General features: G+C 47.8%; 13 protein-coding genes. 4 read left to right on the top strand and 9 right to left on the bottom strand.

The window, feature by feature from the left end; all coding sequences use genetic code 11:
- Positions 1-80: 80 nt before the first annotated feature.
- The 3 genes from ACYVGO_RS18325 to ACYVGO_RS18315 all read right to left on the bottom strand — a co-directional run bounded on the left by ACYVGO_RS18325 (position 81) and on the right by ACYVGO_RS18315 (position 5763).
- A complete protein-coding gene (locus ACYVGO_RS18325; RefSeq protein ID WP_460970486.1) occupies positions 81-2699 on the bottom strand; it encodes an ABC transporter permease in 2619 nt (872 codons plus the stop codon).
- Positions 2700-2701: 2 nt separating this feature from the next.
- On the bottom strand, positions 2702-5314 hold the full coding sequence (locus tag ACYVGO_RS18320) for an ABC transporter permease (protein WP_460970485.1): 2613 nt from the start codon (positions 5312-5314) through the stop codon (positions 2702-2704).
- Positions 5315-5424: 110 nt separating this feature from the next.
- Positions 5425-5763 carry a PadR family transcriptional regulator gene (locus ACYVGO_RS18315; protein WP_182464038.1) on the bottom strand — a complete coding sequence of 113 codons (339 nt, stop codon included), beginning with the start codon at positions 5761-5763 and terminating at the stop codon, positions 5425-5427.
- A 303-nt stretch (positions 5764-6066) separates the two neighbouring features.
- Between ACYVGO_RS18315 and ACYVGO_RS18310 the strand changes: the two genes are divergently transcribed.
- A complete protein-coding gene (locus ACYVGO_RS18310; RefSeq protein ID WP_460970484.1) occupies positions 6067-6921 on the top strand; it encodes a sugar phosphate isomerase/epimerase family protein in 855 nt (284 codons plus the stop codon).
- A gap of 74 nt (positions 6922-6995) precedes the next feature.
- On the opposite strand, the gene ACYVGO_RS18305 is transcribed toward ACYVGO_RS18310, so the two are convergent.
- From ACYVGO_RS18305 to ACYVGO_RS18280, 6 genes are all read right to left on the bottom strand, one after another.
- Complete coding sequence (locus tag ACYVGO_RS18305) at positions 6996-7451, bottom strand: YybH family protein (protein WP_460970483.1); 456 nt, start codon at positions 7449-7451, stop codon at positions 6996-6998.
- A 15-nt stretch (positions 7452-7466) separates the two neighbouring features.
- Positions 7467-10127, bottom strand: a complete 2661-nt coding sequence (locus tag ACYVGO_RS18300; protein ID WP_460970482.1) for an ABC transporter permease — start codon at positions 10125-10127, stop codon at positions 7467-7469.
- A gap of 117 nt (positions 10128-10244) precedes the next feature.
- Positions 10245-12908: an ABC transporter permease gene (locus tag ACYVGO_RS18295; RefSeq protein WP_460970481.1), complete on the bottom strand. Its 2664-nt coding sequence runs from the start codon at positions 12906-12908 to the stop codon at positions 10245-10247.
- Positions 12909-13068: 160 nt separating this feature from the next.
- Positions 13069-15726 (bottom strand): ABC transporter permease, encoded by a 2658-nt coding sequence (locus tag ACYVGO_RS18290; RefSeq protein ID WP_460970480.1) that lies wholly within the window; start codon positions 15724-15726, stop codon positions 13069-13071.
- Between the two features lie 85 nt (positions 15727-15811).
- Positions 15812-18490, bottom strand: coding sequence for an ABC transporter permease (locus tag ACYVGO_RS18285; protein WP_460970479.1), 2679 nt, complete (start codon positions 18488-18490; stop codon positions 15812-15814).
- Positions 18487-18825: a PadR family transcriptional regulator gene (locus ACYVGO_RS18280; protein ID WP_142772099.1), complete on the bottom strand. Its 339-nt coding sequence runs from the start codon at positions 18823-18825 to the stop codon at positions 18487-18489. The genes ACYVGO_RS18285 and ACYVGO_RS18280 overlap by 4 nt, the downstream gene beginning before the upstream one ends.
- Before the next feature lie 367 nt (positions 18826-19192).
- On the opposite strand from ACYVGO_RS18280, the gene ACYVGO_RS18275 reads away from it, so the two are divergent.
- The 3 genes from ACYVGO_RS18275 (at position 19193) to ACYVGO_RS18265 (ending at position 21683) form a co-directional block, all read left to right on the top strand.
- Entirely contained in the window at positions 19193-20182 is a 990-nt protein-coding gene (locus ACYVGO_RS18275) for a c-type cytochrome (RefSeq protein WP_460970478.1), read from the top strand.
- Positions 20183-20345: 163 nt separating this feature from the next.
- Positions 20346-20966, top strand: coding sequence for a phosphoribosylanthranilate isomerase (gene trpF, locus ACYVGO_RS18270; RefSeq protein ID WP_460970477.1), 621 nt, complete (start codon positions 20346-20348; stop codon positions 20964-20966).
- Between the two features lie 249 nt (positions 20967-21215).
- A complete protein-coding gene (locus tag ACYVGO_RS18265; RefSeq protein ID WP_460970476.1) occupies positions 21216-21683 on the top strand; it encodes a PspC domain-containing protein in 468 nt (155 codons plus the stop codon).
- The last annotated feature ends 47 nt before the right edge of the window (positions 21684-21730 follow it).

The raw sequence follows: 21730 nt of genomic DNA, 5'->3' as shown, positions 1-21730 counted from the left end.
AGTTCAGGGGGTATTTGTCGGTCGTATGGGTACAGGTAACATTCTACATTATTCATTCTACGTTATCCATTGAACTTTACTCATTCCGACCGAAGGGAGGTAACCGGATTCATTAACGCGGCCTTCATACTCTGAAAGCCAACCGTTAGCAAAGCCAGGCCTATAGCCAGTATGCCAGCCAGGGCGAATACCCACCATTCAACAGCCACTTTATAAGCGAAATCGCGCAACCAGATATTGGCAGCCCACCAGGCCAGTGGCGACGCAATCAGAATGGCAATCAGCACCAGTTTTACGAAGTCTTTGGAAAGCAGTGTAACGATACTACTGACTGAAGCGCCCAATACCTTCCGCACCCCAATTTCTTTAACCCGTTGTTCGGTCGTGAACGTCGTGAGCCCAAACAGGCCCAGGCAGGAAACCAGCATCGCCAATATGGAGAAATACAGGATAATTTGACCGGTTCGCTGTTCGGTCTGGTATTGCGTATCCAGGTCCTGGTCAATGAACCCGTAACTAATGGGATAATTGGGCTCGTAGGTTTTGTACACGTCGGCTATATCAGCAAGGGTGCGTTGTACGGCGTTCGGTTTGGTTTTTATAAGCAGATCGAAGTAGAAGTCTTTCGGACGGAACCGGAAAATGAACGGTTCGATAGCTACTCGTAAAGGGCGAAAATGAAAATCCTTGAGTACGCCAATCACGGTGCCGGAAAGGCCCCAGAATTTAACCGTCTTCCCCAGCGCCGTTGTAGGTGTCCAGCCCATTCGTTTGGCCGCTGTTTCATTGATCAGGTACCGCCCCTGGCTCGACGATGTATCCGATCGGATCTGTGCCGAGAAATTACGGCCAGAGGCCAGCGACATGCCAGTGGTTTTCATGAAATCGGCATCAACGTTCATCTGCGTGATCAGGAATTCATCCTTCGCTTTTTGCCCTTCCCACTCAATGGTGGTCGAATTGACAACGTCGATCAGATTACTGGTTGTTGCCGAAACCTGCGCAACACCCGGCAGTTGCTGGAGCTCCTGCTTGAACTGTAACGCTTTGCCCCTCAAATCGCCTTTTAGTCGGACATAGACCAACTGCGACTTATCGAATCCCAGGTTCTTATGCTGAATAAAGCTCAGTTGCCGATAAATGACCAACATTGTAATTGCCAGAACAACAGACAGTACAAACTGCCCAACCACTAATGACTTCCGAAATGTTTGCCCCGACTTTATCGTAAAAACACCTTTTAGTACACGTGCAGGCCGAAAGGATGATAGAAAAAAAGCGGGATACAAACCCGTAAGCAGACTCACGATCAAGGTTATGGCCGTCAGGACTGCCCAGAAGTAGGGTTCCTGATAGGGTAACTGGAGATTTTTGTCCGTTAAGGTATTGAATACGGGAAGAAAAGCCTGCATCAACAGGAGTGATCCGGCAATGGCAATACTCGTCATGAGTAACGATTCGCCCAGAAACTGAACGATCAGGCTTGATCGTTGTGCGCCAACTGTTTTGCGAACGCCTACCTCACGCGCCCGTTGCGAGGCCCGCGCTGTAGCCAGGTTGATGAAGTTGACAACCGCAATTAGCAGCACAATAAGACCAACCGTCAGAAAAATCCGAACATACAGGATATCACTGCGTTTCCCCCAGTCGGATTGAAAGTCAAATTTGGAGTTTAAATAGACGTCCCGGAGCGGTTGCAGACTCAGAACTGCGTCGTTTTTATCGGCATATCGTTTTAGCTGGAGTCGGATTTTCTCGTCAAAAGCAACCGGATTCGTTTCTGGACGTAAACGGATATACGTATGGTAGCTGTTGCTATTCCACTTCATGCTCCACTCGTCGTTGCGGATCAGGTAGTTGAAGGGTAGCAATACATCGAACTGAAGTTGGGAGTAGGCGGGCGGGTTTTTAACTACGCCAACCAGGGTCAGTATCTGGTCTTTATTGAGTGAAAACGGTTTGCCCACTATAGGTGCCTTCGACCAGTTTTTGCCGAAGAAACGCTCGGCCATCGATTCACTGATGATTACTTCATTCGGACTTTGAAAGACTTTATTGACATTACCCCGCACCAGCGGAAACGTAAACAGGCTGAAAAATGACGGGTCCACAATCATCATATTGGCAGCCTCGGCAATCTGATTACCCTGCGCCAATATGCCACTCCAGCGCCCAACACGGGTCGTTGCCAGAACCTCCGGGAAGTCTTTTGTCAATGTAGCTGCCAGTGGGCCCGGCGTGACGGCTACATTGAAAAGCCCTTCTGCCTGTTTCTGTTTTTCAACAACACGATAAATAGTCTCGTACTGGTGATGGAATCGGTCGTAGGTAAGTTCGTCCTGAATATACATCCCAATAGCCAGGCAACAGGCAAGGCCAATGGATAGGCCAGCCACATTGATACCTGAATACACCTTATTTTTCCAAAGGCTCCGTACTGCGATTTTCAAATAACTGGCCAGCATATCGGGATGAAGTGAAAAGGTGAAAGAATCGTGTTTATGCTTTGTCGCAAATGGTTTTATAAATCCTAGTACATCTCGCCAGTAGCGCCAGCGGGCCCGTTGCTCACCAATGCGCTCGACCTGATAGTCGAACTCCTCATGGAGGTCGCCCAGGGTTTCTTCCAGCAGGTGGGGCGCTATGAACCATTCCAGGAGTCGGTCGGCTAAGGGGGGCGGTTGGAAATCTGACTTCATATCTACTCGCTGCGAAGACTTTTCACCGGATTGACCAAAGCCGCCTTAATACTTTGAAAACTCACCGTGAGCAGTGTAATAACCAATGTACCTACGCCGGTTAAGGCAAAAACCCACCAGGCAATCGTGGTATGATAGGTATAGGCCTGGAGCCATTTGTTCAGCATATAATAAGCGATTGGGGCGGCTATGCCAAGCGCAATCAGTACCAGGGCTACGAAGTCTTTTGAGAGCAAACTCCAGAGGTTCAGCACCGATGCCCCCAGCACTTTACGAACACCAATCTCTTTGGTTCGCTGCTCGGCCATGAACGAAGCCAGCCCAAAAATGCCGAGGCACGAAATAAATATGGCCAGTGCTGCAAAAATCGAGGCCAATGTGCCAATGCGTTCTTCGCTGCGAAACTTCTGATCGTACTCGTCATCCACAAACGTGTAGTTGAACGGTGCATCGGGCAGGTGCTCCTTCAAGACCTCGCCGATGGTTGCCAGGGCTGCCTGTGGACTACGGGCGGGGTTGAGTCGCATGGTCAGGAATTTGCCGGGTTTCGGGCCGATGAAGAAGACCGATGGTTTGGCGGGCTCGTAGGGAGAATCCATCACCATATCCTGAATCACACCAATGACGTGAAAGCTGACATTGAAGCCGTTTCCATTCCAGGTAATGGTTTTGCCGAGGATATCCTTCATACCTATAAATGCCACTGCCGATTCATTCAGGACTATACCCAGCGAGTCGGAAGCCAGTTTTCTGGAGAAATCGCGCCCCTGTCTGAACGTCCAGCCAACCGTTTTACCAAACTCATGCGATATGCCAACCGTCCCAAAATTGATCTGTAGCGTTGGGTCTTTGCCCGCCCAGTTAAAGCCGCCATTGGTTGACCGAACTTCTGTTAGCGGACTGGCCGATTCGCCCACGTCGAGTACCGCCCCCGATCTAATTAACTCATTTCGAACAGTTTCCCGGTTTTGCTCGTAATGAGGGACGTTCAAAGGGAGCGAAATAAGCCCATCGCGACTGTAGCCAATGGGGCGGTTTTTCGCGAATTGAATCTGCCGGTAAACAATCAGCGTACCCATAATCAGCGTGATCGAGACCGCGAACTGAAAAACAACCAGTACCCGCCGGGGTGTTGCAATACCTTTGCCGACTTGTATGGCTCCCTTTAGGACGGCAATGGGCCTAAACGACGATAGATAGAGGGCCGGATAGCTACCGGCAATGAGTCCAGTCAACAAGGCAAACCCCAACCCGATTGCCCAGAAGAGTGGGTTCAGAAAAGGAACGGTCATTTGCTTGTCGGCAACCTGATTGAAGAGCGGCATCACTAGAAATATCAGCACGATGGCCACCCCATAGGCGAGTGCAACAACCAGCAGAGATTCACCAAAGAACTGCACCACCAGCTCCTGCCGACGGGAGCCAATGGCTTTACGAATGCCCACTTCTTTGGCTCGATTGACGGAGCGGGCCGTACTCAGGTTCATAAAGTTGATACAGGCCAGCAGCAAAACGAATAGACCAATGATGCCAAATAACCAGACAAACTGAATTCGACCACCTTCGTTGAGCCCATTTTTCCAGTCTGAATACAAATGCCAGCGCGACATTGGGTATAGGAGCACTTCGGGTTTCTGAGCCGGATCTACATTGGTTTTACCAACGAGCAGGTTCCTGACCGACGCTGATGCATCAGCGACGCTGACTGACGGAGCCAGTTCAACGAAAATTTCAAATGAGGTGTTGGTCCAGTCATCCTTGGCTTCGTTGATCCAGTCGGTCGATGCGGTATACAAGTCCCAGGGAGCAATGAACTGCACATCGGCAAAACTGCTCCCGGCGGGCATATCTTCGTAGACACCCGTAACGTTGACGGTCATCGAATTATCAATCGTTAAGGTCTTATGCAGGGGATTAACATTCCCAAACAGGGCCTTCGCCAGCGACTCCGACAGAAGAATGGATGCTGGTTCGGTTAGCCCCGCCCGACTGCCCTGGCGCATCGTCAGTGAGAGCATCTCGGGGGCTTCAGGCGTCATGAATTTGCCACTTTTCGAAAATACCTGATCCGACAGGGTGATGGTGTGTAAGCTGGTCCACCAACCTATGACAACATGCTTAAAGTTGCTCCCATAGGTAGTTTTCAGGCTTTGTTCCATCGGAATCGGCATGCCAGGTCTGGTACCTACTTCGCCATTAACCGTTCGATTTCGCATGACCTGTGCTATACGGTCGTAGTGCTGAAATGATTTATTGACCGACAGCTCATCATAGATCCACAAGCCAATCAGCATGGACACGGTCATGCCCACGGCTAATCCGCCAATATTGATAAAGGAATACCCCTTGTTTTTGACCAGGGTGCGAAAGGCGATTTTGAGATAGTTTCTGAACATCGTAGTCGTTGGGATAGAATAGATCGGTTTAGGTCGGCAGACAAAGCGGGGTTTGAGAAAACCCAACACATCCCACCAGTAGCGCCAGCGTGCCCTACGCTCGCCAATACGTTCCACTTGCCAGGCAAACTCTTCCTGTAAATCACCCTGTACCTCTTCCAGCTTGTGAGGAGCACAGAAGAAGCGAAGTAAGGAGTCTGCTAAGCGAGGTGGGGTCATAATGGAGAATGAATGATGTACAATGGATAATCAGAGGGTAATAACTCATTGTCAATGAGTAGGATCTTTCTTTGGCCATTATTCATTGATCATTATCCAGGTTACATTATTTATAAGCTGATGGCGGGATTGAATGGGTCCGGCATCCGGGTCCATAAATTCGCTCGTACATCCTGAATTTCCTGCAACGTTCGCCGACCATAGGCCGTAACCGTAAAGAGTCGTTTCCGGCGACCACCTCGTTCGGCCGTGGGCTCACCCATTTCGGATTTTACCATGCCTTTGTCTTCCAGTCGTTGCAGAGCCGCGTGAATCTGGTTCAGCCGAACTGAACGCCCCGTTTGCTCAATGATTTCGTGCGTAAGCGCTACACCATACGCCTGTCCTTCCATCACAGCAACGGTTAGCAGAACGATCTCTTCGAACTCGCCCAAATAGCTTCGTTTCATGGCCATCAATTAGTTCTATGTTTGCTGAGCAAATGCTTTGCCAGATCTAGAAAAGTCTTTTATTCGCTTAAAAAGGCTGTTTTTGGTAAAATAGCTTTGAGAACGGTGTCCAGTTTCGGACACGTAACGTACGGTTTGGGACAGATTGCAGGTTGATCCCATCTGCGGTCTCGTTCCTACGTATTGTCTCCTGGTCGGATAGCCAAGCGAGAACGGGAGGGGTGTTTCGCGAAAGTCTAAACTTGAATAGGTAAAGCAGGTTGCGAACATCCTTTTGTCGAGAAACAACTCACTAGCTTTTCTATGAAACATCTGACAAAATTCCTGCTCTGCGGGTTATTGCTTTCGATAAGTGCCGTTCCTGTGTTGGCACAGAAAGGACCTGAAGACAAAGCGGGCTGGAAACTAGGCTCTCAAGCCTACTCATTCCGGTTGTTCACCTTTGCCGAAGCTCTTCGTAAAATAGACAGTTGCGGCCTGAAATACGTGGAGGCTTTTCCGGGTCAGACCATTGGTGGGGGCGTAGACGGCAAAATGGATTTTTCGATGGATGCCGCTACGCGTCAGGCGGTCAAGAAACTAATTAAAGACAAGGGTCTTACGGTAGTAGCTTACGGTGTCGTTAATCCAAAAACCGACGACGAATGGAAGACGTTATTTTCGTTTGCCAAGGATATGGGCATTCTGAACATCAACTCCGAACCCACACCGCAGCAAATGCCGCTGGTTCGTAAACTGGCTGATGAATACAAAATTAACGTAGCGCTGCATAATCACCCCAAACCATCGCGTTACTGGCATCCCGATACGGTGCTGGCGGCTATCGGCAACAGCAAATACGTGGGCTCCTGCTCTGATCTTGGTCACTGGGTTCGGTCGGGACTTGACCCAATCGAGTGCCTGAAAAAGCTGAACGGTCACGTACTGGGCATGCACTTCAAGGATGTGAAAAAAGATACCCCCGATGGTAAATACCACGACGTGGTCTGGGGAACAGGCGATTGTAAAATTGAACAGGTTATCACCGAACTAAAACGTCAGAAGTTCAAAGGCCCGATCTCGGCAGAGTACGAGTATCATTGGGAAAACAACGGCCCCGAAATAGCCGAAAGCGTAAAGAACTTCCGGGAGATTTATAACCGGGTGAAGGTGCAGTAAAGCAAGGGGCAGGGGGCTCGGCGCAGGGTAAATCAGATAGTGGTTTACCCTGCGCCGAGCCCCCTGCCCCTTGCTTACTTTACAGAATTATCCATATCGGCAGCAATCAGCCAGCGACCATCGGCACCTTTGCGCAAGGCGAGAATGAATTTACCAATGTCGGTGCCCGTTGCTGTGGCACGATAGGCTCCAATGATATAACCGACCGAACCACTTTGGGCAAAGGATAAAGCCCGCAATGAAAGGGGGCTTCCTGCTGATCTGCTATAAGCCAATTGTAGGTTTTTATGTCCTTGAATGGCAGGGCGGTTGGGCTGCATGACAAAGCCATCGGGTGTAAATAAAGACACGAGTTTCTCCGTATTATTAGCTTGCCATTCGCGTTCATAATCACGCAGCACCCGATCAACGTCGGGTGGAAGCGTTACGGACGGCAAGGCGTCTGTTGGTGGAAAAGCCGTCTTCGGCTGCTGAGCCATCGATTTCATTGCCAGACAAAACAGGCAGAGAATTACGCAGATTGGTTTCATAGAGAATGGTCGGTGTTATTCAGACCGAAGTGATTTAACCGGATTCGTCAATGCCGCTTTAATGCTTTGAAAGCCAACGGTTAGTAAAGCGATCAAAATGGCCAGCATGCCTGCCAGGGCAAATACCCACCACTCAAGGTCAACCTTGTAGGCGAAGTCCTTCAGCCATTGGTTCATGCCCCACCAGGCAATAGGGGAAGAAATTACCAGGGCAATAATAACCAGCGTCAAAAAGTCTTTCGAGAGTAGCGCTACGATGCTGCCTACTGAAGCGCCTAACACTTTCCGGACACCAATTTCTTTCGTCCGCTGCTGTGCCGTAAACGTTGCCAACCCAAACAAGCCCATACACGAAATCAGGATCGCAATAGCCGTTGCTGTGTTGACAAGCTGTCCGGTTTTCTGCTCTTTTTCATAGAGTCTGGTAATGGAGTCATCCAGAAAAGTATAGTCAAATTTATTGTCGGGATATACGGACTGCCATTGTTGTTCGATGCTAGCCAGCGTTGCTTTTATATCGCTGAGCTGACCACCTTTCGCTGTTAGTTTAACACCGATATTTTTTGCCTGTCGAGGCATGTAGCTGATGAAGACCGGGCTAATTTTTTCGTGAAACGATTGCTCATGGAAATCGGCTACGACACCAACAATAGGATACGGTTTGCCCTGAAATTCGACGAGCTGATTGACGGCATCGGCAGGTTTTTTAAAGCCTAACGCTTTGGCATAGGTAGCGTTGATGACGATCTCCCGGAGGGAGTCACTTTTCATATAATTTCGGCCGGCCAGTAACCGGAGCTTATAGAGCGGAATGAAGTTCTCATCGCCCACCTTAGCCGACACATCCATTTCGATGTTCTTCTTGCCCCGATAGTTGAGCTTGGTTACCATATAGGCCTGTCCCATGGGCGGAAACCACTGCAACGTGGCCCGTTCAACACCAGATAACTGTTTGATTTTCTGGGCTAATACGAGACTTTTATCATCGTGCCGGGTATGAACCTCAATAACGGCATCGGTCGAAAAGCCCAGGTCTTTGTTGCGCATAAAGTTGAGCTGACGGGTTACCATGAGCGTTCCAATAATGAACACGAGCGATACCGTGAACTGAAACACAATCAATGCTTTTCGCAAATACCCTTTCTGTCCGCCAGTCAAGTTAGTTTGGCCTTTTAAGGTTAAGGCTGGTACGTACGAAGACAAGACCCAGGAGGGATAGAGGCCGGAAAGGAACGAGGTGGTCACCGTAACGACGCTTAAGAAAATCAGTGTTTGCCAACTGAACAGATCGAACGTTAGTCCCTGAGGGGTCAGCGACTGAAAGGCTGCGAGTATCGGATTGACGAGGGTTAAGGAAATCAATACGGCTATAAATGTCAGAAAAGCTGTTTCGCTCAGGAACTGGAAAATCAGGTTGGTCCGGCTGCTTCCCATCACCTTGCGAATGCCCGTTTCTTTCGCCCGTTGTACCGACTGCGCCGTCGATAAATTGATGAAGTTGATGGCGGCAATCAACAAAATAAAACCGGCAATTGCCATCAAGCCGTAAAGCGTAGGCAAATGCGCTTTGCGGGAGTAATTGTCATTGTAATCGTCGTTAAAATGAAGATCGGAAAGTGGTTGTAAGGCGGGCGTAAATTTCAGGTCCATGTCCTTCGTGAAATGCGCTTTGCTAAACCGGCTGAATTGGGCGGTGAGTTGATCGGGCATGGTTCCCTGCGGAAGTTTGACGAATGCCTGCGAGGCCGACCAGATGTCGTTCCATTGACTGAGGTCAATATCGCGCTTAAGCTGGCTGGCCTGAATGGTAGCGAACGAAATGAAATCCGTAAAGACAAAATCACTTGGCTTTGTCCAGTCCTGCACAATTCCAGCTACTGTAACGCGTACGGAATCCTGATAAATTACTTCTTTCCCAATGATCTTCTCTAGTGGTAAATCGCCAAAATAGGTGCGGGCTTTCCGCTCGGAGAGTACCAGCTTGAAGGGCTCGTTTAAGGCAGTTTTAGGATTGCCAGCCAGCCATTTGTAGGTGAAAATGTAGAAATACTGCGGCTCGACTACTATGATTTCATCGTGCTTTTTGCCTTCAAACCGCGCTGGCTTTTCCCTGCCATTGGGTACGAGGACATCTGAGGAAATATTATGAAAAGCGGCAACCGTCTCTATGCCCGCAATCTCTTTTCGAATCGCTCCGGGAACGGCATTAGGAACAAAGCCTACCGGATGTTTTTCGCCCGACTTCCCGTATTGCGACTCACCCACCAGCCGGTAAATGCGTTCGCTATCGGGGTGGAACGAGTCATAACTCAGTTCATAATTGGTGATGAGGTAAATAACCAGGCAGGCCGTTACGCCCAGCGTAAGGCCAAACAGATTAATCAACGAACTGACCTTGTGTTTGATCAGGTTGCGAATCGAGGTTTTGAAATAGTTGCGTAGCATAAGTGGGTTCAGTAAACCAGGTGAAGAATAGTGTTGCGATTGTCGTTTGAGAGCAAACGGACGGACGAAGCGTAATACATTAAGCCAGTATTGCTGGTTTGCGCGTTGGATACCCACATCCCGTACATCCCGAACGAATCGCTCATACAAATCGCCCTGCACTTCCTCCAGCAAGTGAGAAGCGCAGAACCATTCGAGTAAACGGTCGGCTAAAGGGGGCGGTGTTTTCATGATGGATAATGTTCAATGGATGATGAATAATGAATAATGAATAATGAATAATGGAACACTGGTCATTTAGAGATTATAGGGAACTCAGGTCATTATCCATTTTACATTATTCATTATTTATTCCGACCGAAGAGAGGTAACTGGATTCATCAGGGCGGCTTTAATACTTTGGAAGCTTACCGTGAGCAAGGCTGTACTGAGTGCCAGCAAACCCGCCAGCAAAAAGACCCACCACTCAATCGAAACCTTGTAGGCAAAATCATGGAGCCACTGGTTCATGCCATACCAGGCGATGGGTATAGCGATCAGATTCGCTACCAAAACCAGACGTACAAACTCTCTGGAAAGTAGGGCTACAATGCTCGGTACAGATGCGCCTAACACCTTTCGGATACCAATCTCTTTGGTCCGTTGTTCGGCTGAGAACGCAACCAGTCCGAACAAGCCTAAGCAGGCAATCATAATGGCGATCAGCGTGAAATACAGGACTATGCTGGACGTTCGCTGTTCTTTTTCGTAATTCCGTTGAAAATCCTGGTCGAGAAATGAATACGAAAAGGGCGTATCTGGGTTTATCTTTTTCCAGGCTTGCTCCATGTCGGCCAAGAGTTTAGTATACTCTTTGGGTTGCACACTGGCGATAAAATAGTGGTGTTTATCCCCAATGGTGGTCGTTAATCCATATGGTTTTATTGCCTGATGTAGGCTCTCATAGTTAAAATTCTTGACCACCCCCACAATCTGCATAGGGTGGCGCACATTCTGCCATTCGAAGTAGATAGTCTTCCCGACAGCCGTTTTAGGGTCATAGCCTAATTGGTTGATGGCTACCTCGTTGAGAATGATACTCGTTGAATCGGCGGTGAAGTTTTTCGAGAAAGCCCGGCCGTATAGGAGTTTAAAGCCCAGCGTTTCGACATAGTCGTTCTCGACCGTTGCAAAATTTATATCTACGGCCTCATGGACAGATTTCCCCTCCGCATAAAAAAGCAGATCATTATCGCTCGGAATGCCGGGGTACGTGGACCCGCTCGCTGCCGAAATCACGTTCGGATTCTTAAGGATTTCATCCTTGAAGGCAGCGTAATTCGTAGTCGCCTGATTACTCTGAAGGGGTATAACAATTTTCTGGCTTTTCATAAAGCCCAGGTGTTGATTTTGAACGAAGGCTAATTGCTGCCAGATGACGATCGCTCCTAAAATCAAAACGATCGAGACTGTAAACTGAAAAACCACCAGTCCCTTACGAAGCGCCGTTGCCGAAATACTGTTAACGAGCTTCCCCTTAAGTACGGTGATTGGCCTGAATGACGAGAGGTAAAACGCAGGGTATAAGCCAGATAACAAGCCCGTCAGGAGTGTTATGGCCGCAATCCATACAACAAAAACCGGATTCTGGAAAAGGTCTAAGTTCTTTTGCGTAAGGCCATTAAAGACAGGCAGCAGGAGTTGAATAAAACCCAGTGCCAGACAAAGAGCCAAGATGGACATGAGTAATGATTCGCCTAAAAACTGGCCTACCAACGAGGCACGAATAGCCCCCATTGCTTTCCGAATGCCCACTTCCTTTGCCCGCTTTTCGGAGCGAGCCGTCGACAGATTCATGAAATTGATACAGGCAATCAGCAGCAAAAAGGCGGCTATTGAGCCAAAGACGTACAGATACGTCAGGCTCCCGTTCGCAGAAATCTCATTATCCAGGTTAGAGGTTAGATAGATGTCTGGTACAGCCTGGAGCGTCAGCTCCTTAGAAACCCCTAAGGCCTTTAAATCGGCGGCCCCATGCCGGTTCAAGAAGGCGGGTAGTTTTGCTTCGAAGGCCTCGGCATTCACGCCATCCTTCAGCTTAATATAGGTGTTGAAAATATTATTTGTCGCCCAGTTTTTTTGCTGACTCACCCAATTGCCAATATCGCCATTCTGCATCGAGAGGAAAAAATGGGCATCAATATGCGATTTGTTTTTATCGCTAAATACTCCATCGACGGTATAGTTATAATCGCCGAATGGGAGCCCAACGTTGATGACTTTGCCAACTGGGTTTTCCTTGCCGAAGAGTTTGCTGGATAAGGTTTCAGAGATAACGAGCGTGTTTGGTTGATTAATGGCTTTTCGCGGATTCCCATGTGTAAACGGATACGTGAATAGCTCGAAAAAGGTGGAATCCACATAATAGCCGTTGGTTTCAAAAAACTGCTTTTGCTGGTGATTATGCGTATACCGCAGCAGCATCTTGTCCATGTTCGGCACCTTCAATAGCCGGGTGGCCTGTTCAACTTCCGGGAAGTCGTTTTTCAGGCCCAGAGCCGTAGGTGCCGCTGTTGCTGCCCAATGCTCCTGTTTTGTATCTGTGGCTACCCGATAGAGCCGGTTAGCGTCTGTATGGTGTTTATCGTAACTAAGTTCATCAAAAACATACAGGGTTATCAGCAGACAGGTGGCCAGGCCCACGGCTAATCCAAAAATGTTGATGGCTGAATACACCTTGTTTTTAACGAGGTTCCGCCAGGCGATTTTAACATGATTACTGAGCATAACAGGACTTAGTGAAAAAGGTGGTGAATACTCCCCGCGACGGCCGACCGTTGGTTGGCGTTTGAGGGCAAAGGGGCGCACGAAGCGCAGCACGTTGCCCCAGTATCGCCGGTTGGCGCGTTGGATACCTACGTCCCGCACATCCCGAACGAATCGCTCATACAAATCCCCCTGCACTTCCTCCAGCAGGTGAGGAGCGCAGAACCATTCGAGTAGGCGGTCGGCGAATCGGGGCGGGGTTATCATAATGGATAATGGGTAATGGGTAATGGGTAATGGATAATGAATAATGAATAATGAATTACGGTTAGAATTGATCGTTACGCGTTATTCATTTGGGAGGCTTCTGTCAGTCCATTGTCCATTGTCCATTTTACATTATTCATTTTACATTGAACATTATCCATTATTCACTCCGAAGGGAGGTAGCCGGATTCATGATAGCTGCTTTCAGTGATTGATACGACACCGTCAGTAGCGTGATTATCACAATCATTCCCAGCGCCAGCGCGAAAACCCACCAGCCGAAATCAATGTGGTACGCATACCCATTGAGCCAGCCACGCATCAGAAACCAGCCAATTGGTGCCGCCAGGGCAAAACCGATGAGCATCAGTTTACTAAACTCCCGGCCAAACAGCCAGAGAACCTGATTGACCGTAGCACCCATTACTTTTCGAATGCCGATCTCCTTCGTTTTCGACTCGCTCATGAACGATACCAAGGCATATAAGCCCAGGCAGCCAATCAGGATAGCGATCAGCGAAAAGACCTGTATCAGTCCCAGTAGAACACGCTCTTTCAGGTAGAACTGATCGAGCATTTCATCCACAAAAGCTGCTTTGTACACATACTCGGGAAATAGCTCATTCCAACTGGTTTCCACCGCTTTTGCCGTTGCCGACAAATCGGCCGGATTGATTTTTATGGCCGCTATATTATTCTCGGGGTGGTAATTGATAAGCGTCGTTGGCGGAATGGTCGCATACAGTTCATCGGTATTGAAATCGTTGACAACGCCGACAATAATTCTGTTCTGGCCCCAGATGGTAAGCCGTTTTCCTAAAACGTCGGCGGGTGAGCGAAGCCCCAATTGCTTCACCATCGTTGCATTGACAAGGGCCTCGTTATTGGTTGTATCGTTGGTGCTGAAATTACGACCAGCCAGCAGTTTCAGCCCGAAAAGCGGCACGTAATTCATATCACCAATTTTGGCGCGGACCGGGAATTTTTCGGGTTGGGTGTGGGTATCGAACGTAAACGAAACCGGATCTCGGTGGCGCGATGCGGGAGGCTCGGCCCCCAGCGAAACCTGTTCCACACCTGGCAGCGCCTGTAATTGATCGCGCAGGGTTTGCTGACGGATGGGGTCATTCGTGGGGACAGGAATCGTCAGAACGGCGTCTTTGTAGAAACCGAGGTCTTTCTTCTGCATGTGATTTACCTGCGCCATCATCACGATAAGCCCAATGATAAACAACTGCGTGATGAAGAACTGAACGACCACCAGCCCCCGCCGAACCGATACACTCCCAACCTGTTTCGTCGTAATCCGGCCTCGCAAAGCCGCTACCGGATTGAACCGGGAAAGCACCAGCGATGGATAAAAACCCGCCAGTAAAATCACTCCCAGAATCAATGCCCCAAACCACAAAAGTGATCGGGGTTTAATGAGGTCGATCACCGAGAGGTCGGTGCCCAGAATGGCTAAGGCGTTGTTTAACAGCGGTAAAGCAAGGTGAGCAAATACGATTGCCACAGCTACTGCCGTCAGCGTAATAAGTGTTGTTTCGATAAGAAACTGACTGATCAACTGCATACGTGTACTGCCCATCGCTTTCCGAACGCCCACTTCTTTCGAGCGCTTGAGGGCGTAGGCCGTAGCGATATTGATGAAGTTGATACAGGCCGCAATGACCAGAAATAAACCAACAATAATCAGCGCGTATAAAATTGGCCGGGGAGCCGTTCCGCCATATTGAGGATTGTGATTCAGGTCGGAGAGGGGCAGAGCATGAAAATCCAGCAGTTTGGCATCTTTAGTTGTCAGGTATTTTTTGCCGGTTGCCACCAGCGCATCGCTTAACTGCTGTGGGGCCACACCCTGCCGAAGTGCTACAAAACACATCGTTGTAACGCCCTCCCAATTCTGCATGGCCTGTTTACCACCGTCGCCCATCATAGCCGGAACTGTGCTGTACGAAATGAGGACATCATAGCGTAGTTTGGTATTCGATGGGGGATTTTTGATGATGCCGGTTACATTTAGATCGGTCCGGTTATCAAACCGTAACGTTTTGCCAATAACATGATCGGTATCGAAGTACTTCTGGGCGTATCGTTCCGATAGTACAACTGTATTGGGTGCCAACAAAGCCGTTTTCGGATTGCCACTAAGCCAGTTGACATCGAAGACATCGAAAAACTGCGGTTCGGTAAAGCAGATATTCCGCGATTCTTCAAACTTCTTTGCGAACCCACCTTTGCCGTTCGGAATACCAATGACTCGCCCAAATGTATTCTCAAGTCGAACGGCACTTTCCACGAATGGGTAATCTCGCCGGAGCACATCAGCCAGTGGGCGGGGTGTGGCATCGGTAGGTACTACGTTCTCGTGCCGGATGTCTGTTACGACCCAGAATGTACGATCAGCTTTGGCGTGGTAACGATCAAAACTGAACATGTAGCTGACCAGCAGGAAAATAACAATACCACAAGCCAGCCCAATGGATAGCCCAAGCGTATTGATGGCACTGACCTGACGGTTACGCCACAGATTTCGTAAGGAGATGTTCAGGTAGTTGCGAAACATGGCAGCAAATAAGGGTTTAGGAGAGTCAGATTGAGGTTTCAACGCAAAGGGTATTCCCGCTGATCGCTGGCCCGACCGGGGCCACAAAAAGCCCAGGACTTCTTTGATGAAGAGTCGTCGGGCTTCGGCGAGGCCAACCGTAGCAACACGTCGATTGAATCGCTCATACAAGTCGCCCTGCACTTCTTCAAGCAGGAAAGGATTGCAGAAGATTTCCAGCAGTCGGTTGGCCCAGCGGGGTGGTGTTACCATAGTGAATAATGGAAAATGTAAAATGAATAATGGACAATGAATTCAATGGTATTTAATCAGTTATTCATTAGGCATTATCCATTCTTCATTCCGACCGAAGGGAGGCTACCGGATTGATCATGGCGGCTCGTAAGGACTGCCAGCTAACGGTTAAAAATGCTATGGAAATGGCAATGAAAGCTGTCACCAGAAAAACCCACACACTCATGTTGACACGATACGGATAATTCTTGAGCCATTCGTCCATGGCATACCAGGCGGCCGGGAAGGCAAAAATGAACGAGATAGAAACCAGTTTCAGGAAGTCGGTTGATAGTAACTGGACAATACTCGGAACGGAGGCTCCTAACACTTTACGAATGCCAATTTCTTTGGTACGCCGTTCTGCCGAAAGGGTTGCTAACCCAAATAGACCAATGCACGAAATGAAGATGGTGAGGATAGCCCCAAAGAGCATCATTTGTTTCCACTTAGCTTCCGACTCATAGCGTTTCAGGTTTTCCTGATCCATAAATTTGTACGAATACGGATTGAGTGGGAATAGCTTTTTAAAGACTTTTTCGATGTGCTGTAGGCTCGCCGTTTCGGTAGTAGGTTTGATCTTGATAAATGCCTTACCATATTCATTAGCCGCTTTCATTGTAAATAATTGCGGCTTTATTTCCTGACTTAAGGAGGCAAAATGGTGGTCTTTTACCACGCCAATTACGTGATACTTTTCGTTTTTAAACCAGAAGTCAACGACTTGACCCAGTGGATTTTTCCAGCCTGCTTTTTTAACAAATGTTTCATTGACCAGTACCGACTGCGACGAATCTGATGGGAAGGCGGTTGAGAAATTTCGCCCTTTTAAAACTGGTATCTTAAAGAGAGGAAGGTAGGTTTCATTCACGGTTTCGTAGGCAAAACTCAATTGCGTTTCGCCATTTATTTTAGCCACCGTACCCCAAAATCCACCATTTTTGGGCGAAACATCTAGTATATTCTGGTCTTTTAGTAATTCTTCTTTTAAGAGTTTTACTTCACTACGTTTTAAGTTTGATTTGTCTATAACCACCAGATTTTTGTCGTCATACCCCAAATCTTTACTGGTCAAATAGTTGAACTGTGAATAAATAGTAAGGGATGCAATTATTAGAAAAGAAGCCAGCGTGAACTGTAAGACAACCAATGATTTTTGCAGATAATTTTTGCCGGAAAGATTGAAGCGGCTATACAGTGTTTGAACAGGATTGTAGCCCGATAAAACAAGGGCCGGGTAAAATCCAGACAGTAAGCTTGTGACAATAAACAGGATGATGTAGCCCGCCACTAGTTTTGCATCGAACAGATAAGAAAGAGACAAGGCTTTGTTTGCCAGTTGATTAAAGGTTGGTAACGCCAGTTCGATCAGGACGATGGCAAATAAAAAGGCCGCAAAACAAAGCAGGAACGACTCACCCAGAAACTGCATGATGAGTTGAGCCCTAGCCCCACCAACTGCTTTCCGCACACCAATTTCTTTAGCCCGCTTTAAGGAGCGAGCCACCGTCAAATTGACAAAATTGATGCAGGCAATAAGCAGAATGAATAAGGCAATGCCTGATAAGATATACGAAAAAGTAGGATTGCTTTCGTCGACAAGACCGTTGCTGGCTGGTAGCTCTTTGCTTAGGTGCATGTCGGTAAACGGCTGGAGCGAATACACCGTTTTGTCGGTGATGCCAAATTTTTTAGCTACTGATTTAATACTCTCCTGCGCATCGGCTACATAAACTTGATTCATTTTGGCCTCTACTGCCTTCAGATTAGCATTAGGGCTGAGAATGACGAATGTATTCATGAACACACTGAACCAGTTTTCATTGTCCGCCATATCTTCAGCCTTGACCTCCATAGGCATGAGCACATCAAATTTGATGGACGAATTTTGCGGACATTTTTTGGCTACTCCTGTTACCGTATACGGTTCAAATTTCTCGCCTTCTTTAAAGAATAGTATTTTGCCAAGCGCGTTTGTTGTTCCGAAATTTTTATCGGCCAATTCTTCCGAAATAACGACCGATTTTGGGCTCTTTAAAGCGGATTTAGGATCACCCCTTAGTAGCGGAAACGAGAATATCGAGAAGAAACTGGAATCTGCGAAATAGGCCGTCTGACTTTTTACTTCATTGCCTTGTTTTAGATCTTTCCGGTTTTCCTGATAGCGAACAAAAGATGTTATCTCTGGAACACCCGCCTGGAATTTTGGGCCGGGAAAAATACCCGTGTAAGGTTGCTGATTTTCAACGATACCAGCCGGCGTTACTGATTTGCTGGTAATGCGGTAAATAAATGGATTATGCGCATGAAAGCGATCATAGCTGACTTCATCTTTCGTGTACAGCATAATCAACATGGCTGCGGCCAATCCAATGCTCAGCCCAATAATATTAATGGCCGAATAGGCTTTGTTTCGGGCCAGGTTTCTGAAGGCGATTTTGAGATAGTTCTGGATCATGTCGGTACTGAATAAGGAAAGTGATGGGTATTGTTCAGACCGCTGGGCGGTTGGTTTTCGTTTCAGAGCAAAGGGGCGTATAAACCGTAGTACATTGGCGCTATACCGCTGATTGGCTTTTTTAGCGCCCATTCGATGCACATCCCGCCTATAGCGCTCGTATAAATCGCCCTGCACTTCTTCCAGCAAATGCGGAGCGCAAAACCATTCCAGCAGGCGATCCGCCCAGCGAGGTGGTTGTGGCTGGAATGCCTCCGTTGGGCCGCTGGTGCGGAGCGTTCTCATAAGCTAATAGCAGGTAAGGCATTGGGCGAAATCGAATTCCACAGTTGATCCCGCATGGCCCGAATATCGTGTAGTGCACGGCTACCCAGGGCCGTGACCGTAAACAGGCGTTTGCGACGCCCACCACGCTCGGCCGTAGCATCGCCCATGTGCGATTTGAGCATGCCTTTTTCTTCGAGTCGATGCAGAGCAGCATGAACAGCACTGATACTAACCGAGCGCCCCGTTTGCCGATCTAGCTCATCGGTAATCGCAACGCCATAAGCCGCATCGTTCAGGACTGCAACCGTTAGTAAAACGATTTCTTCAAACTCGCCTAAGTATGTTCGTTTCATAACTCGAAGGATAAAATCAACTTTTGTAGAACAAATGCTTTGCCAATCCGTGAAAAGGCCATTTTAAGCTTAACAAGGGCTGTTTAACGAAATGGCTCTGTCCGAAATCGTACACTTTTTGTCCGATGGTGAACAGGATGGATTCGTGAGGTGATGCAGTAGGATTTGAGGAAACCCTGATATAGATAAGTATGCATGAGGTATAGCTGAAAAAGACCGAGAACGGTTTTTAGTCAACGCGGATACACAAAATAATTGCCGTTTACTAAAAATATGAAGCTATGACTTACTCTTGGCTGCTGTTTGCCAATATCTTACGGTAAAAATGACCACCCCGACCAACCGGGCTTTCCTCTTTTAACGAATTATGAAAAAAGTTTTTAAAGTGATCGGTATCGTGATCGGCGTCCTTGCGTTAGGCGTCGTAGTTTTGCTGGCTTATGTTAAACTGGCGTTGCCGAATGTGGGTGAAGCTCCATCCCTGAAAGTGGATGCCACACCACAACGAATTGAACGGGGTGCCTATCTGGCGAATCACGTGACAGTCTGTATCGACTGCCATAGTACCCGCGATTACACACTCTTTTCTGGACCATTGATGCCCGGAACGATAGGGAAAGGTGGCGAACTGTTTAATCAGCAAATGGGTTTTCCCGGCTCGTTCACCGCGAAAAACATTACGCCCTATGGCATAGGCAACTGGACCGACGGCGAGATTTACCGGGCTATTACAACCGGTGTTAGCCGTGATGGCCATGCCTTCTTTCCCGTCATGCCCTATCCGTATTATGGCAAAATGGGCGATGAGGATGTTCAGAGCATTATTGCTTATTTGCGTACGCTCAAGCCAATTGAAAATAAACCTGCTGAATCGAAAGCTGATTTTCCGTTCAACTTTATCCTGAACACGATTCCGGTAAAAGCTGAGCCTATGTCAATGCCTGATCCGAAAGATGAACTGGCCACCGGTAAGTATCTGGTTATGATAGCCGGTTGTGTAGAGTGCCATACGCAGGTTGATAAGGGCCAGATTATTAAGGAAAAATCGTTTGCGGGCGGGCGGGATTTCAAACTGCCATCCGGAATGCTTTATACGTCTAACATCACTCCCGATAAGGAAACTGGTATTGGCAGTTGGACTAAAGAGGCATTTATCGCTCGTTTCAAGACATATGCTGATAGTAGTTACAAGCCGCAAAAACTTGGACCGAATGATTTTCAGACGGTGATGCCCTGGATGATGTATGCGGGTATGAAAGAACAGGATTTAGGGGCTATCTACACCTATCTGATGTCGCTGAAACCGATCCCTAATAAGGTGACAGAGAAGTTCAAGCCCCATGTAGCCATACGCTAACTCCGTCACGAACTGATAACGTAATTCGGCAAGATACCTTCTGGGTCTAGTAGTATAGATTAGCTGCTAACCTCAGAAGGTATTTTTATGCCTTGCTGTCCGTAACTTTGTCGGTACGCTACGGAAACAAGCTGTTGCTACCGAAAAACTGCTCACTGAAACTATGTCTCTTAAAACGCTCGTTAAAATCTCCAACGTTACTAATCTCAGCGATGCCCGCTATTGCGCAGGTATGGGTGTCGATATGCTTGGCTTCTCGATGGATGCCGATTCACCGGACTATATCGAACCGAAAAAATTTGACGAGATCAGAGGCTGGGTGGCAGGCGTTCAGATTGTTGGCGAAACTACATCCACAGATCCTGAAGTTATTGAGCAACTTCTTGATACGTACAAACCTGACATACTACAGGTCAACGAATCAGCCCTCTTATCTTACCTGAGTACGTTTACTAAGCCGTTGATTTTGCACGTCGATTTATCACAGTTGACACTTGATCAGCTCGATACCCTGTTTCAGACGGGTGTTGCCGGAGCCGATTATATTCTGCTGGAAAGCAATAGGCCGCTCCATCTTGACGATGAGCTGAAAACGACCCTGCAACGATTAGCATCACGCTATCCTATACTGTTAGGGATTGGCATATCTGCCGAGAATGTCCATGAGTTATTAGCCGAATTATCTGTTCAGGGAATTGCGCTTAGTGGTGGCGATGAAGAACAACCCGGTAATAAGGAATTCGGTGAGTTGATGGATATTCTGGAAGCGATTGAAGAAGAGTAGGAAATTAGTATTAGGAGTTAGGAGCGAGGAGTGAGAATAGCTGACGCGTATATCAGTTTTGCGTCAGCCATTCTCACTCCTCGCTTCTCGCTCCTAATACTGACCACTACTATGCATTACCTACTATCATTGAAAACATACTTCTATCCATAGCCGCGTCCATTCTTCCAAATCTCCTTTGGGGCAAAATAGCTATCTATTAGGTTTACATCGGATTTAAACAACGGTCCGGCGTTCCGGAAAGAAGCCATGAACAAGCGATTAGAACGTATTGCCGACCAGGCCCAAATTGGGGGCGTGTGTGCTGGTTTGGCCGATTATTTTGGCATTGATCGTGCATTGGTACGCGTACTATTTGTGATCGGAATTTTCCTGCCGCACTTTCCGGCCATCATCATTTACATTATCTTGTGGATCGCATTACCCGAGCGCCGTTTCGATGGTTCTGTATCCCAGTCGTCAGCTTTCTCTAATCCTTATTTTGCCATGAATCCCTACAATCCGAACAAGCCTGCATCACCCGACCGTAGCATTATTGGCGGGGCCGTACTGATTATCCTGGGTGTCCTGTTTTTACTGGACCGTTATTTCGACATTGACTTTGGTGATCTATGGCCGTTTATTCTGATCGCAATTGGTTTGTGGCTGATTTTTAAGGATCGGATCAAACCTCCTTACGATAATACAACCACCAACGACCCAAACGGAACCCTTTAAAAAATGTATGATGTAGGATATATGATGTATTAAGTTAATACATCATA

The sequence above is a fragment of the Spirosoma migulaei genome (assembly GCF_054776855.1).
This window is presented reverse-complemented; position numbering and strand designations above follow the sequence as displayed.

Bases quoted from the DNA above. Each gene is read 5' to 3' on its own strand.
- ACYVGO_RS18285 (WP_460970479.1), bottom strand. From the start codon at position 18,490: ATGAGAACGCTCCGCACCAGCGGCCCAACGGAGGCATTCCAGCCACAA.
- ACYVGO_RS18275 (WP_460970478.1), top strand. From the start codon at position 19,193: ATGAAAAAAGTTTTTAAAGTGATCGGTATCGTGATCGGCGTCCTTGCG.
- ACYVGO_RS18325 (WP_460970486.1), bottom strand. From the start codon at position 2,699: ATGAAGTCAGATTTCCAACCGCCCCCCTTAGCCGACCGACTCCTGGAA.
- ACYVGO_RS18295 (WP_460970481.1), bottom strand. From the start codon at position 12,908: ATGATAACCCCGCCCCGATTCGCCGACCGCCTACTCGAATGGTTCTGC.
- ACYVGO_RS18280 (WP_142772099.1), bottom strand. From the start codon at position 18,825: ATGAAACGAACATACTTAGGCGAGTTTGAAGAAATCGTTTTACTAACG.
- ACYVGO_RS18310 (WP_460970484.1), top strand. From the start codon at position 6,067: ATGAAACATCTGACAAAATTCCTGCTCTGCGGGTTATTGCTTTCGATA.
- ACYVGO_RS18300 (WP_460970482.1), bottom strand. From the start codon at position 10,127: ATGAAAACACCGCCCCCTTTAGCCGACCGTTTACTCGAATGGTTCTGC.
- ACYVGO_RS18305 (WP_460970483.1), bottom strand. From the start codon at position 7,451: ATGAAACCAATCTGCGTAATTCTCTGCCTGTTTTGTCTGGCAATGAAA.
- ACYVGO_RS18290 (WP_460970480.1), bottom strand. From the start codon at position 15,726: ATGGTAACACCACCCCGCTGGGCCAACCGACTGCTGGAAATCTTCTGC.
- trpF (WP_460970477.1), top strand. From the start codon at position 20,346: ATGTCTCTTAAAACGCTCGTTAAAATCTCCAACGTTACTAATCTCAGC.
- ACYVGO_RS18315 (WP_182464038.1), bottom strand. From the start codon at position 5,763: ATGAAACGAAGCTATTTGGGCGAGTTCGAAGAGATCGTTCTGCTAACC.
- ACYVGO_RS18320 (WP_460970485.1), bottom strand. From the start codon at position 5,314: ATGACCCCACCTCGCTTAGCAGACTCCTTACTTCGCTTCTTCTGTGCT.
- ACYVGO_RS18265 (WP_460970476.1), top strand. From the start codon at position 21,216: ATGAACAAGCGATTAGAACGTATTGCCGACCAGGCCCAAATTGGGGGC.